The organism is Mycobacterium sp. NGS18 (assembly GCF_059813185.1).
On record NZ_JCALEC010000003.1, the window covers coordinates 406,145 to 419,128 of the forward strand.

The 12,984-nt window shown below is 67.6% G+C and carries 14 protein-coding genes; 7 read left to right on the forward strand and 7 right to left on the reverse strand.

The genetic code is table 11. From position 1 onward, the window contains the following. Positions 1-101: 101 nt before the first annotated feature. A complete protein-coding gene (locus AC5Y31_RS08360; RefSeq protein ID WP_005138711.1) occupies positions 102-305 on the reverse strand; it encodes a cold-shock protein in 204 nt (67 codons plus the stop codon). Between the two features lie 323 nt (positions 306-628). Between AC5Y31_RS08360 and AC5Y31_RS08365 the strand changes: the two genes are divergently transcribed. After that, the gene (locus tag AC5Y31_RS08365; protein ID WP_065024592.1) at positions 629-2,986 is read left to right on the forward strand and encodes a DEAD/DEAH box helicase; all 2,358 of its coding nucleotides are present in this window, start codon (positions 629-631) and stop codon (positions 2,984-2,986) included. 351 nt (positions 2,987-3,337) lie between these two features. Continuing rightward, entirely contained in the window at positions 3,338-4,372 is a 1,035-nt protein-coding gene (locus tag AC5Y31_RS08370; RefSeq protein WP_065024591.1) for a PAS domain-containing protein, read from the forward strand. 58 nt (positions 4,373-4,430) lie between these two features. On the opposite strand, the gene AC5Y31_RS08375 is transcribed toward AC5Y31_RS08370, so the two are convergent. From AC5Y31_RS08375 to AC5Y31_RS08400, 6 genes are all read right to left on the reverse strand, one after another. Beyond that, a complete protein-coding gene (locus AC5Y31_RS08375) occupies positions 4,431-4,748 on the reverse strand; it encodes an Rv3654c family TadE-like protein (protein ID WP_234787394.1) in 318 nt (105 codons plus the stop codon). Positions 4,749-4,764: 16 nt separating this feature from the next. Beyond that, on the reverse strand, positions 4,765-5,067 hold the full coding sequence (locus tag AC5Y31_RS08380; protein ID WP_499979765.1) for a TadE family type IV pilus minor pilin: 303 nt from the start codon (positions 5,065-5,067) through the stop codon (positions 4,765-4,767). A 51-nt stretch (positions 5,068-5,118) separates the two neighbouring features. Next, complete coding sequence (locus AC5Y31_RS08385; protein ID WP_109470760.1) at positions 5,119-5,310, reverse strand: DUF4244 domain-containing protein; 192 nt, start codon at positions 5,308-5,310, stop codon at positions 5,119-5,121. 93 nt (positions 5,311-5,403) lie between these two features. Then, on the reverse strand, positions 5,404-5,979 hold the full coding sequence (locus AC5Y31_RS08390; RefSeq protein WP_499979561.1) for a type II secretion system F family protein: 576 nt from the start codon (positions 5,977-5,979) through the stop codon (positions 5,404-5,406). Then, positions 5,976-6,761 (reverse strand): type II secretion system F family protein, encoded by a 786-nt coding sequence (locus AC5Y31_RS08395; RefSeq protein ID WP_499979563.1) that lies wholly within the window; start codon positions 6,759-6,761, stop codon positions 5,976-5,978. The genes AC5Y31_RS08390 and AC5Y31_RS08395 overlap by 4 nt, the downstream gene beginning before the upstream one ends. Continuing rightward, positions 6,758-6,934 (reverse strand): hypothetical protein, encoded by a 177-nt coding sequence (locus AC5Y31_RS08400; RefSeq protein WP_207511661.1) that lies wholly within the window; start codon positions 6,932-6,934, stop codon positions 6,758-6,760. The genes AC5Y31_RS08395 and AC5Y31_RS08400 overlap by 4 nt, the downstream gene beginning before the upstream one ends. A 172-nt stretch (positions 6,935-7,106) precedes the next feature. Between AC5Y31_RS08400 and AC5Y31_RS08405 the strand changes: the two genes are divergently transcribed. The 5 genes from AC5Y31_RS08405 (at position 7,107) to AC5Y31_RS08425 (ending at position 12,976) form a co-directional block, all read left to right on the forward strand. Next, positions 7,107-7,808 carry a hypothetical protein gene (locus tag AC5Y31_RS08405; RefSeq protein WP_046284843.1) on the forward strand — a complete coding sequence of 234 codons (702 nt, stop codon included), beginning with the start codon at positions 7,107-7,109 and terminating at the stop codon, positions 7,806-7,808. 64 nt (positions 7,809-7,872) lie between these two features. Further along, positions 7,873-9,126, forward strand: coding sequence for an ImmA/IrrE family metallo-endopeptidase (locus AC5Y31_RS08410; RefSeq protein WP_052741218.1), 1,254 nt, complete (start codon positions 7,873-7,875; stop codon positions 9,124-9,126). A 22-nt stretch (positions 9,127-9,148) separates the two neighbouring features. Then, complete coding sequence (locus AC5Y31_RS08415; RefSeq protein ID WP_109401152.1) at positions 9,149-10,354, forward strand: tyrosine-type recombinase/integrase; 1,206 nt, start codon at positions 9,149-9,151, stop codon at positions 10,352-10,354. Continuing rightward, positions 10,338-12,566: a tyrosine-type recombinase/integrase gene (locus AC5Y31_RS08420; protein WP_046284844.1), complete on the forward strand. Its 2,229-nt coding sequence runs from the start codon at positions 10,338-10,340 to the stop codon at positions 12,564-12,566. Before AC5Y31_RS08415 ends, AC5Y31_RS08420 begins: the two co-directional genes overlap by 17 nt. Beyond that, the gene (locus AC5Y31_RS08425; RefSeq protein ID WP_046284845.1) at positions 12,563-12,976 is read left to right on the forward strand and encodes a hypothetical protein; all 414 of its coding nucleotides are present in this window, start codon (positions 12,563-12,565) and stop codon (positions 12,974-12,976) included. The genes AC5Y31_RS08420 and AC5Y31_RS08425 overlap by 4 nt, the downstream gene beginning before the upstream one ends. The last annotated feature ends 8 nt before the right edge of the window (positions 12,977-12,984 follow it).

The following is a 12,984-nucleotide window of genomic DNA, read 5'->3' on the forward strand; positions in this document are numbered from 1 at the left end:
CGTCCGGGTCGGCCGAACCGGTCCGACCCGCCCGAAACGAAACCCCCCGGTTCTGCTCCGTTGGGAGGAGCTGCCCGGGGGGTGTCGCCGAATCCAGTTGCTTAGACGGCGCGGACGCCCGTGGCCTGCGGACCCTTGGGGCTCTGCCCGACCTCGAACTCCACGCGCTGGTTTTCCTCGAGGGTGCGAAAGCCGGACCCTTGGATCTCCGTGTAGTGGACAAACACGTCCGCTGACCCGTCTTCAGGCGCGATGAAGCCGAAGCCCTTCTCCGCGTTGAACCACTTCACAGTTCCCTGTGGCATTTGTCGATCTTTCCTTACTCTTCTTGCCCGGTGCATTGCACCGTTGTTCGGGGCACCGCCCTTCGCTGCCCCGGGCCTGTTCCGGCCGCCGTACCCTGGCGGTCGATCAGTGCTGCCACCGACCACTACCCTGCGGGTACTGCGGCCGCAACCACAGATCCTGCGAAGGCTTGACACGAACACAGAAGCTACGACCGCCCATCAGTCAACCATGTTCATCGCCTCAGGGACAGACTGCGGTGCCGAAATCGCCGGTCGAACGTTTGAGGCAGCGGGCGCAATACGGCAGCGGACTTCTATGCAGGCGATTAAGGACAGAGCCAATGACGGTGAATTTCGGCGGTGAATTGCTGGCCGCTGCCCTCGCCGGCAATGAACCGGGCGAAAATCCGCTGCGCCACGTCGCCGACCTGCCGTCATCGGCGGGTCAGGTGGGCGCCTGGCCACAGTGGGCCCAACCCGAGGTCATCGGCGCGTTCACCGCCCGTGGGATCGACGCGCCGTGGTCACATCAGCTGGCCGCCGCCGAGCTCGCCCACGCCCGGCGCCACGTGGTGATCAGCACCGGCACGGCGTCGGGAAAGTCGCTGGCCTATCAACTTCCGGTACTGGACGCGCTGGCGAGCGATCCACGCGCCCGGGCGCTGTATCTGTCGCCGACCAAGGCGTTGGGCCATGACCAGCTGCGCGCGGCGCACACGCTGACCGCAGCGGTGCCGCGGCTGGCCACCGCGGCGACCGCGGTCGCGCCGACCGCCTATGACGGCGACAGCCCCGCCGAGCTGCGCCGCTTCGCCCGGGAACGGTCGCGCTGGGTGTTCTCCAACCCGGACATGATCCACCTGTCGATGCTGCGCAACCATGCCCGCTGGGCGGTGTTTCTGCGCGGGTTGCGCTTCGTGATCGTCGACGAATGCCACTACTACCGGGGCATCTTCGGATCACACGTGGCGATGGTGCTGCGGCGGCTGCTGCGGTTGTGCGCGCGCTACTCGGGATCTGGGGCGCCTGCGCTTCAGGGCCCTACGGTGATCTTCGCCAGCGCCACCACCGCGGAACCGGGGGCCAGTGCGTCGGCGCTGATCGGGCAGCCGGTCACCGAGGTCACTGTCGACGGCTCTCCACGCGGCGCGCGGACGGTGGCGCTGTGGGAGCCCGCCCTACGCACCGACGTCACCGGAGAGAACGGCGCACCGGTGCGCCGCGCCGCCGGGACCGAGGCGGCCCGGGTGATGGCCGATCTGATCGCCGAGGGGGCGCGCACCCTGACCTTCGTGCGGTCCCGCCGCGGCGCCGAGCTCACCGCGCTGGCGGCCCGCACCCGCCTGGAATCGGTCGCCCCGGCGCTGGTCGACAAGGTCGCCTCCTACCGGGCGGGTTATCTGTCCGAGGATCGCCGCGCCCTGGAACGCGCGCTGGCCGACGGCGAGCTGTACGGCTTGGCCACTACAAACGCCCTGGAGCTCGGGGTGGACATCGCCGGGCTGGACGCGGTGGTCATCGCCGGCTTTCCCGGCACCGTGACGTCGTTCTGGCAGCAGGCCGGGCGCTCCGGCCGGCGCGGTCAGACGGCGCTGATCGTGCTGATCGCACGCGACGACCCGCTGGACAGCTACCTGGTGCACCATCCGGCAGCGCTGCTGGACAAACCGATCGAGCAGGTGGTGATCGACCCGGCCAACCCCTACGTGCTGGGGCCGCAGCTGTTGTGCGCGGCGGTAGAGCTGCCGGTGACGGCCGCCGAGGTGGCGCAGCTGGGCGCCGAGCAGGTCGCCGAGGACTTGGTCGACGACGGGCTGCTGCGCCGCCGGGCCGAGAAGTACTTCCCGGCGCCCGGGCTCGACCCGCACGCGGCCGTGGACATCCGGGGATCGGCCGGCGGGCAGGTGGTGATCTTGGAAGCCGACACCGGCCGGCTGTTGGGCAGCGTCGACGCCGGCCGCGCGCCGGCCACCGTGCACACCGGGGCGGTGTATCTGCACCAGGGCGAGAGTTACCTGGTCGACTCGCTGGACACCGAGCGCCAGATCGCGTTTGTGCACGCCGAGGATCCCGGCTATGCGACGTTCGCCCGCGAGATCACCGACATCGACGTAACCGGTTCGGGCGAGCGGGCCTGGTTCGGGGCGGTCAGCCTGGGCCTGCTGCCGGTCACGGTGACCCGCCAGATCATCGGCTACCTGCGTCGCCTGCCGACCGGCGAGGTGCTGGACTTCATCGAGCTGGACCTGCCCCCGGCGACGCTGCCGACCACCGCGGTGGTCTACACCGTGACGCCCGAAGCGTTGGCCGAGTGCGGAATCGCCGAACCACGGATCCCCGGGGCGCTGCACGCCGCCGAGCACGCGGCGATCGGGCTGCTGCCGCTGGTGGCCAGCTGCGATCGCGGCGACATCGGCGGGCTGTCCACCGCGTTGGGGCCGGGCGCGCTCGGCGGGCTGCCCAGCGTGTTCGTCTACGACGGGCACCCCGGCGGCGCCGGCTTCGCCGAGCGTGGATTCCGCGCGGCGGCGAGCTGGTTGGCGGCCACGGCGGCGACGATCGAGTCCTGCGAATGCCCGCACGGCTGCCCGTCGTGCGTGCAATCACCCAAGTGCGGAAATGGCAACGAACCCTTGGACAAGGACGGCGCGGTGCGGGTGCTGCGATTGGTGCTCGGCGAGCTGAGCCGCGGCTGCTAGGCGATCGCGAGCGCGGCGGAGCCGGGCGCGGCGGGTCGCCGCATTCGTACCGCACCGACTGCGGGAGTCGGCCGACCCCCCGAACGGCCGACTCCCCCGAGCCGGTACTCCGCGGGCTCGCTGTGGCACAGCGCGCCACACACCAGCCGACGAAGCAGCAAGACGAACGGTCGAAAAAAGCGGACCATTCCTCAAACCCGGTACAGAGCCGGACGCGGCCGTAAGTTACCGGCTGTATCGGACCAGCGCAACTCGAAAACCGAATAGGCTACCCGTAGCCCGTCGGCGAAACAGGGAAAACGGCCGCTGTAGGTGCTGGTAGCGCACCGCCGGCCGTAAAATCCGTAGGTTATGGCCCACGACTGGTTGCTGGTGGAGACGCTCGGCGAGGAACCGGCAGTCGTCGCGCAGGGGCGCCAGGTCAAGAATCTGGTGCCGATCGCCCAATTCCTGCGTCGTAGCCCGCATCTGGCGGCGATCCAGACCGCGATCGCCGAATCGGTGCGAACCGGGCAGAGCCTGGCCAGCATCACCCCCCGGCGCGACCGGGTGATCCGCACCGAGCCGGTGGTGATGTCCGATGGGCGAGTGCACGGCGTGCACGTCTGGAGCGGGCCGGCCGACCTCGAACCACCCGAGCGCCCCACCCCGGGCCCGCTGAAGTGGGACCTGACCCTGGGGGTCGCCACCGACACCAAGCAATCGCTGGCCAACAGCGGCAAGGATCCCGAGGTGGAGGCCACCCACGGTCGCGCCTTCGCCGAGGAACTGCCCACCCGGGACTTCAGCCCGAACGAGAACAAGGTGCTGGCGCTGGCGATTCGAGCCGAGCCCGGACAGACCGTCTGCAGCAGTTGGGATATCGCCGATTTCCGTGGCGACACCATCCGGGTGAGCTTCGTGGCGCGCACCGCGTGGGAATCCGATCCGGCAAGCGGGCGCGAGCATTTGGTGTCGCGGGGCATGAACTGGCGTGGGCAGCTCGACGGCACCGTACAGCGGCCCGATTTTTTGGCGCAGCAGATCCTGCACGGACTGGCCCAGCCCGGCGTACACCGGGCCATGGTGGACCTGACCGACTGGCGGCTGCTGAAGTGGCTGGACGACCCGTGTCCGTTCTACGACTGGCGCGGCACCGTGGACTCTCCCCGGGCTCACCCCGACGACGAAGCCCTGATCGCCCGCATGACAAGCGATTTCACCCAGGGGCCGACCACCGGAGTGCTGCGGCTGCGCCAGGCCGGCGGGGGCTGGGCGCCGGTGCATGTGACCGTGAACCGGGTGGAACTCGAAGAGGGCACCTACGCCGGGCTGATCGCGCTGCGGCTGCCTACCGAGCGGGAGCTGGCCGACGCCGGCCTGGATCCGGCCGCCGGCGCGTCCTAAATCAACGCGTCCCAGGCGGCCGCAAGCACCGCGGAGCCGGGCGCGGCGGGTCGCCGCATTAGCTCGAGTCGACCGGCCCGGCTCGGGCGGTGGCGCGGGCCGGACCGATCCGCCAGCCGGGTAGGGCCACGGCGACGGTGACCACCAGGTCGAGTCCCTCTACCGCACAGGAGCTTTCAACGGCGCCCATGCGCGCGGCCAGTCGCTGGGCTTGCGTGCAGGCCGTCGCCGGCCCGGCGGGCATGACGGCCGCACCGGCGACGGCGGCCAGGTCGGCGGCCGCCTGTGCCCGGTGCCGGGCGATGACCACCGCGCCGAGCAGGACGCCGCCGCCGGTGAGGCTCAGCACCACCGCGACCATCGCCGCGGCGGCCACGGTGGCCGCGCCGGCCTCACCGGGACGGCTCGGCGGCCGACACCGCCTCGGCGCTAACGGCAAGCCCGGGCAGCAGCGTCGGCCGAACGGTGACCTTCGCGACCACGAACTCGCCGTCGGAGCGCAGCTGGATCGCCGCGCCGGCGGGTGCGATCCGCCGGACCACCGCCGTTGCCGCCGGGGTGTCACCGCGCGCCGCCAGCCGGGCGGCCTCCCGGGCGGCGTCGAGGCAGCGGACCTGGGCGGACACCGCGCTGATCCCGGCCAGGCACAACACCAGCACCGAGACCAGGGCCGCCAGCGCGAACGCCGCCTCCACCGTGCTGGCGCCGGCATCGTCGGCACATCGACCACGACCGGCCACCGCCCGTCAGACCTTGGTGTTCAGCGCGCGCCCGATCACCCGGGTCAGCGCTGAGACGATCGAATCGCCGGTGACGACGGTATAGAGGATCGCGCCGAAGGCGGCGGCGGCAATGGTGCCGATCGCGTATTCGACCGTCGACATCCCGGACTCCTCCGTCGCCAGCAACAGCATTCTGAGCTGGACGATTCGAAACATGTTGCGCACCTGCGATACCCGTGTGTCCACCGCACCTCCTTCATTCCTCACCCGGTCTGGGTTGTCGCGGCTCTTCCGCGAAGCATCTCCTGCTCACAACAGGCCCGACCGCAGCACGTCGCCGGCTAGCCCGGCCACCACCGGCACGATGCCCAGGCAGACGAAAGCCGGCAGGAAGCAGATCCCGAGCGGCCCGGCGATCAGCACCCCGGCCCGCTCCGCGGCGGCTGTCGCAGCGTGCGCCGCCTCGTCGCGGCAGTGCGCGGCGAGTTCGCCCAGCCCGGTCGCCAAGGCCGCGCCGGAGGAGCCCGACCGCCGAGCCAATCGGAGCACCGCGATCGTCGACGGGTCGAGCGCATCGCCCGGCGGCGGCGACCACGCGATCGCCGGATCGGCGCCCAGCGCCAACAGATCCGCACCGCGGCGCAACGCCTCGGCCAGCGGCGACGGCGCCGAGCGGGCGGTGGCGGCCGCCGCGCCCGAAACCGGCATCCCGGCGCTCAGGCAGAGCGCGAACACTTCCAGGCCGGCGGCCAACGCCAGCGCGTCGGTGCCCGGCACCGCCCGGTGGCGCACCCGACGTTCCGGCCGGGACATCCCGGCCCGGGCGCGCACCGTCGACGGGGCGGCCAGCAGGGCCACCGCGAGCAACACCGCGGCGGTAGTCACGGGGCGGCACCCACAGTGATCCGGTCCGACCACAACAGCCCGGTGCAGACCAGGCTCACCCCGACCACCGACAGCACCCCGCCAGGGCGGCCGAGCAGGAAGCCGATCGGGCGGGCGCCGATCAGTTGCCCCAGCAGCACCCCGAGCATGGGCAGGCAGCCCAGGATGGTCGCCGAGGCTCGCGCGCCGGCCATCCCGGCATCGGCCCGTGCCGACAATCGTTGCCGAGCAGTGATATCGCTCTGCGCGGCCTGCATCAAGGTGGCTACCGCCAGTCCGTGCTCGCCGCCGAGTTCCCAGTAGACCGCAAGCCGTTCCCAGTAGAAGGGCAGCGCCGAGGCCCGCGCCGCCTCCCGCAGGCCGGTCGCGACGTCGGCACCCAGCCGGGCCCGGGCAACCACGCCGCGCAGGGCAGCGGCCACCGGGCCGTGGCCGGTTTCGGCGGCCGCAACATCGAACGCCCGCACCGGATGTGCGCCGATGCGCAACTCACCGGCCAGAACATCCAGCGCGCTCTCCAGGGCGCGGGCCTCCGCGACGGCACGCCGGCTGCGGCGACGGCGGCGCTGACGCAGCGCCACCGTGGCGGCCAACACCGCTCCGGCCAGGCAGGTGCTCGCCGGCAGCATGATCGCGGCCAGCACGGCCGCGGCGCCGCCCAGCGGTCCGAGCACTCTCAATCGGCTGACCCGGCGACCGGCGCGGCCGACCGGTTGCAGCCGTCGGCGCGGGGAGGCGCCGAGCAGCGCCGCCGCGGCCAGGGCGAGCGCCGCGACGATCATGCCGGCATCCGATCACGCAGCAGGGCACGGAATTCGGGGACGTTCTCGCCCAGTCCCCGCTCGACCTGCCATACCGGTGCGGCGACCACCATGCCGGAAGCGGTGCGGCGCAGCAAGGAGATGTCGGTGAGCTGCCGGCGGCCGCTGCGGTCGCGCCCGACGTGCAACAGCATTTGGCACCTCTTATCAGAGGTTTAACACGTTCTATTGGTCAATCAGCGTGTTTACCTGCACATTAATCATCGTATACATGTATCCTCTTAGGTATGGTTGGCCAAACATTTTCCAAGTTTGCACGGCGTGGCGCGCCGGCCGATGTGGGATACCGGGGTAAAAATTCACCCCATGGACCTACACGACAATCCACAACTGCTGGTGGAGAAGTTCGTCGAGCAGCATGCTCTCGTGTTGGGCGAAACGCATGGCGATCTGTGTGCGAGGTTGGCGGAGGTTCCGGACCGGTACGTCGATCAGGGGAACGATCCCCGAGGAATCACCGTGTCATGCACGCTGCTGGAGACGTTGCTGTTCTCGAGGTGGCGTCGCCAGACCGAGGACTCGACTTTGAAGGCGATCAAGGGCAACGGGTTTGGGATTGTTCTGGTCGACGGGAAGGGGTCTCGTATCGGGGTGCGCAAACATCCACGCAACTGGGACGGCAGCCTGCTCGAATCGGTGGAGTATGTGCCCGGCGAGCATCAGCTGAGTATCGAGGAGGAATTGGGGTACCCAATCGGCGGCGGGGATGGCATTCCGGAGCCTCCCGGGTATCGGCAATACGTACTGTGGTGGCCAGGCAATCTGGGCTTGGGTGGTGCGGTCTTGGCTGCGGGCATACTCACCGACAAGGTTCAGGTACTCTACGCCAGCACTCCGCTGCCGCCACCGATCATGGAGCAGCGTGCGAAAACGGCACCCACCATGGATCCGTTCACGCAGGCTACCGAGGTTGCAATGCCCGGAAAGCGGCGCCGGGACGAGGACTTCGCGGATGCCGACGGCGTCACCGAGGAGACACTGAACGAAGCGCCGCCGGAATCGTCGTAGCCCTCGTGCACACTGCTGGGTGCATGCGGGGCTCCCACTCGGGTGATGTTGAATCGAGCGCACGATGATCGAGGTTTTTGGTGCACGGGTCCGGCAGGCCCGGCTATTGCGGCGCATGACGGCAACTTCTGTGGTGGGCCTGGTTGGCTGGAGCAATGCCCGCCAGACGAAGATCGAGAAGTCTTCGACGATCATGTTGTCCGTTGATGAGGTTGCGGGGCTGTCGGAGTTGTTCCGCTTTCCTGCACGGTTTTTCAGCTCGGAACCGCAGTCTCGCGTATCGGCGGGTGAGTTGCTTTTCCGGGCGCCAAAGTCGATGACTGTTGGCGAGCAGGACTTCTTGGCGACGTTCGCTTCGCTCGCCGGCGATTTTCTCGGCGACCTGGATGAGCGGTCGAAATTGCCTCATGTGAAGGTCCCGTCGATCTGCGGCAAGGATCATCACCGGCCGAGCGCGGTCCAGGCCGCAGGGTGGCTGCGCGAGGCGATGGGGCTAGAACCTCATGAGCCACTGGATGATTTGATGTATGAAACTGAGCGATTGGGTGCACCGGTGATCGTCCGGCGGCGCACTCCGGGTGAGTGGGAGAGCGAGTTCGCGGCCACACCGGGGAGAGCGCGTGACGAGAAGCACTTGGGTTATTCGAGTTGGGTGGGACGACACCGGGATCGCCCGCTCGTAGTGTTGCGCGAATCCGAGTCGTGGGAACGGACCCGATTCACCGTTGCCCATGAGTTGGGGCATTTGGTGTTGCACAGCCGTGGGCACTGCTCGGTGAACTCGGGCGAGGAGTTGGAGGCCAACCGGTTCGCCACCGAGTTGTTGGCGCCCGTCGCCGCGCTGGCGCCGGAGTTGCCACAGGTGATGTCACTGTTGAACCTCAAACCGCTCAAGGACAAGTGGGGCTTGTCGTTGGGTTCGCTGATCATGCACATGCGTGACTCGGGATTGATCGACGCTGATCGCGCAAAAATGCTTACCACACAACTGTATTCACGGATCAATCCTGAGACTGGGCATACCTGGGGTATGACGGAACCCGGATGGAACGAACGTGACCCCGAGCGGCCCAGGCTGCTGCGCAAGTGGGTGGAACGCTGCTACGGGGATGCCTCGGTGCCGATGCTGGCCGCACGCGAGTCAATGATATTTCCATCGGATCTGCTCGAATGGTTCCTGGCTACGCAACGGCCTTCACCTGCATCTGACAGGCGCCCGATGGCTGCCGTCGGGATGCGCGGTGCTAGCGGATCAGCCCCGGAAGAGCGGCATCAAGTGGTCCGCCTCGACGATTTCCGTCGCGGTAAAACTCCATGAACGGCGCGAGAGGCTGCTGAACGTGGCGCGGGTGCAGCGGCTGTGTTTCCCGGACCGGCCTGATACCTACACGGTGGTCGGCGCCGATCGGCTACCCGTTGCACCTGCCCGAGAGTACTTGCGGTTCCTCGCAGATCAGGGCGCGTCTCCAAATACGGTGCGTGCCTACGCATACGGGCTATCGGCGTGGTGGACGGTGCTCGAACACACCGGCGCGGCCTGGGATGATTTTCCCACTAGCCTGTTTGGCGAGTTCCTGTGTTATCTGCGGACTGGGGATCTGCCGGGCATGGTCCGTATCGGTGAGCCCGGGCCTGGGATGGCCGAGTCGTCGTTGCAGCCGCGGGGGGCTGCGGTGTTGTCGATGTACCGGTACTTCGCCGACGCCCACGATTTGACCCGCCCGTACCGCCGCTTGTTTTCCTCCCACGCCCGATCCTCGCGGCGCCGCTATGCCCCCACCCTGGCTGGTGTCGGACCGCGACGTGATCAGGAGGTGCCTGTGCACCGCCGGCGTGCACCCAATCGCAGCGAGACGCCGGTGTTGTTGCCCGATCAAGTCAACGCCATCCTGGATGGCTGCAGTGTGCAGTCGCCGTCGGGTGAGTGGACCGGCAGCGAGGCGGGTTTGCGTGACCGGTTATTCTTCGCCGTCCTGGCCGAGACCGGAATGCGAATAGGTGAAGCATTATCTTTGCGCCACAATGATTTCCATATCACCGGGGGTGAGACTCCGTCGATTCTGGTGGCCGGCCGCGACGATCACCCCCATGGGGTACGAGCCAAGTCCGGTGCACGCCGGATCTACATCGGCGATGATCTGGTAGCCCTCTACAGCGAGTACGTGTGGCAGCTGATCGGGTGGGCCGCCGACGTCGCGGTTGCCGATCTGGCGTCGCACTTCGTGTTCGTCAATCTGGCACGCGGCCAGCGCTATGCACCGTTGCGCCCGGAAACCGTCTACGACAAGGTGGACACCCTCACGGCCGCCCATGCTGATGTGTTGCCGCAGGACTGGACTCCTCACTGGCTGCGCCACACCCACGCTACAGCTCTGCTGTTGTCTGGGGTGCCTGAACACGTGGTGATGCGCCGTCTCGGCCACGCCGATGTGCAGACCACGCTGTCGATCTACGGGTGGGTGACCGCCGACGCCGAGATGCGCACGGTCGCGCAGTGGAAGAGCTTCGTCGCCGGCTGGAAGGTGAGCCATGACTCAACCCCGTAACAGTCACGTCGATTCTGCAGGATCCGCGGCGGCCACCGTGTGGGATCGGCAATGGCAGCAGGTCCCTGAATCGTGGCGAACTTTGCACTACCGCATCGACGCTGCACCGTTCGACGCCGTGTTCGTGCGCAACCAGCGCTACCTGAACAATCCCGACGGCCACGACTTCACCCCCGCCGATGTCCCAGAACGCTTTCGCCAAGAAATGGCGTGGTGGGTGTGGTTGTGCGGCCACGAAGGAATCCGCAAGATCGAGCCGTTCCTGCTGAAGTGGACGGCCGTCGCCTTGACCGACGCCGCCGCCGAGCACCAGCAGCGGTATCACCGGCCTCCAGTGAGCATTGCAGACCTCGCGGCCGAGGATGTCGTACGTCACGCCGTGGTGCGCTTTGAGCGCCGCAACGCCCGCCTGCCCTCCGCGGGGGCTCGGCGCCAGGTCGTGGCCTTGATCGAGCACCTGCATCTTTACGTATCGGTGCGCTGCACCGATGCCCCGTGGTGGGCCCATGACATCTGGGATCTACGGGCTGATCCCCGCATACCACAGCGCGAACATGAACCCAGCCATGACCAAGTCGTCAAACTTGCCGCGATCCACCCGCCCTGGCTGCGTGAGGGCGTGCGGTTCTGGCTGCGCACCTCCATAACCGCGGAATTGCTGCGCTGGTCATCGGTAGCCGATCGTGCTCGCAACATGGCCAGGCACCTCGGCCCGTTCTTGGCCGCCCGCAACATCAGCACCCCACTGTTGGCCGATGACCGCGCCGCCCTGCGGTTGTTGTTCACCGAGTTCTCCAACTACCTGAAATCCCCATCCGCACAGTTCAAACCAGACCGGCCGTTGTCAGCATCCGCGGTGGACTCGACCCAGTCGCAGGCCCAGGTGTTCTACGCCTTCATGGTTGATCACGCCGAGGAAGCCGCTGCGGCGACCGGCGACCCCCGGTGGGCTCAGATCACCGACACCTACACGCGTCTGTGGGGCGCGGCGTTTCGAACGCGCCGCGCCAACCGGCAGCGGGAGCTGACGTGGTTCTCCACGTCGGAATTGCAGCAGATGCTGTGCTACCTCGATGTGCTGGCGGCCGATCGCGGTATGCCGGTGGCCATCACTCACCCTGATGCAACGATCTCGGTTGTCGCCGGCCTCGGAGACCCGCAAGCCGCGCGCGTCTGGCTGCTGCAGGCGCTGACCGGACGCCGAGCCTCGGAGATACTGATGCTCGACTTCGACCCTCTGACCGCTATTCCCGGCCCGGAACGCCCCACAGATTCCGATGACCCCAACGCATTCGTCGCCAAGTTGCGCTACCAGCAGACCAAGGTCGACGGGGTACTGCCGTCGATCCTGGTTGAGAAGGCGGTGGTCAACGTGATCACCGAACAGCAACAGTGGGTTCGCCGCCGCTACCCTGGGCTGAGCCCGAAGTACCTGTTCCTCGGACTGCGCCACCAGCATCAGGGCCACCGGGCCCGCACCTACCAGTCCTACGGTGTGGCACTGAACAAACTCGACAAGGTTCACGGCCTGGCCGACTCGGCCGGGCGTCCGCTGCGGTTCAGCCAGACCCATCGGCTGCGCCATACCCGGGCCACCGAGTTGCTAAACGACGGCGTTCCCATTCACGTGGTACAGCGATACCTTGGGCACGCATCCCCTGAGATGACCCTGCGCTACGCTGCGACGCTTGCTGCAACAGCTGAGTCAGAATTCCTGCGGCACAAGAAGGTCGGCGCACACGGCACCGATATCGCAATCAGTCCATCCGATATTTATGACATGACTCAACTGGCGGCCCGCACGGATCGGGTACTTCCCAACGGCGTGTGCCTGCTTCCTCCGCTGAAGAGCTGTGACAAAGGAAATGCTTGTCTGTCATGCGGGCATTTCGCCACCGACGCCACTCATCTCGACGAATTGATCGCGCAGCGCGCCAAGACCGTCAACTTGATCGAGGTCCGCCGCGAACAGTACCGGCGACGTAGCGGGCGGGAACTCACCGACGACAACGTGTGGATTCACGAACGGCGCCGGGAGATCGCCTCTCTGGACGCGATCATCGAGCGTCTGCACACCGACACCGAGGGCCTCGCGAACGGAGCCAGTGTGGGCGGTGCTGGTGCCTCAAACCGGTTGCCGCTGTTGAAGGTCAAGACCCGCGGCAGCCACGAATCTGTTCTACGCAAAGCCGACCCCAACGCACCCGGATGAGGCAACGCCCCCCTCCCCCTTCGGATAACGCCCGCCGCGCCCTGGCCGACTACCGTAAGAACATCTCCCAGACCAAGCGCCGGGATATCGAACGCGCCATCAAACACCTGCGCAAGACCAACGCCATCATCAACATATCCACCGTCGCTGCCCGCGCCGGCGTAGAACGCAAGACCGTCTACAAGCACCGCGACCTCGTCGCGATCATCGACGCCTACCGACGCCAGCCGCCTTCGCTCGACGCCGCGACGGGCCGCGAGAGCACCGTCGTAGCCGCCCTACGTGCCCAACTGGTCGCCAAGGACGGTGAGATCCGCGCACTGAGAACCAAGCTTGCCGAACAAGAATCGACAATCGCACTGCTCTACGGACAACTCGACGCCGGAAACGGTGCAGGGGGCGGCGGCTAATGGGTGCC

Coding starts and splice junctions, on each gene's coding strand:
- AC5Y31_RS08360 (WP_005138711.1), bottom strand. CDS start 305: ATGCCACAGGGAACTGTGAAGTGGTTCAACGCGGAGAAGGGCTTCGGC.
- AC5Y31_RS08365 (WP_065024592.1), top strand. CDS start 629: ATGACGGTGAATTTCGGCGGTGAATTGCTGGCCGCTGCCCTCGCCGGC.
- AC5Y31_RS08370 (WP_065024591.1), top strand. CDS start 3,338: ATGGCCCACGACTGGTTGCTGGTGGAGACGCTCGGCGAGGAACCGGCA.
- AC5Y31_RS08385 (WP_109470760.1), bottom strand. CDS start 5,310: ATGTTTCGAATCGTCCAGCTCAGAATGCTGTTGCTGGCGACGGAGGAG.
- AC5Y31_RS08395 (WP_499979563.1), bottom strand. CDS start 6,761: ATGATCGTCGCGGCGCTCGCCCTGGCCGCGGCGGCGCTGCTCGGCGCC.
- AC5Y31_RS08400 (WP_207511661.1), bottom strand. CDS start 6,934: ATGCTGTTGCACGTCGGGCGCGACCGCAGCGGCCGCCGGCAGCTCACC.
- AC5Y31_RS08405 (WP_046284843.1), top strand. CDS start 7,107: ATGGACCTACACGACAATCCACAACTGCTGGTGGAGAAGTTCGTCGAG.
- AC5Y31_RS08410 (WP_052741218.1), top strand. CDS start 7,873: ATGATCGAGGTTTTTGGTGCACGGGTCCGGCAGGCCCGGCTATTGCGG.
- AC5Y31_RS08420 (WP_046284844.1), top strand. CDS start 10,338: ATGACTCAACCCCGTAACAGTCACGTCGATTCTGCAGGATCCGCGGCG.
- AC5Y31_RS08425 (WP_046284845.1), top strand. CDS start 12,563: ATGAGGCAACGCCCCCCTCCCCCTTCGGATAACGCCCGCCGCGCCCTG.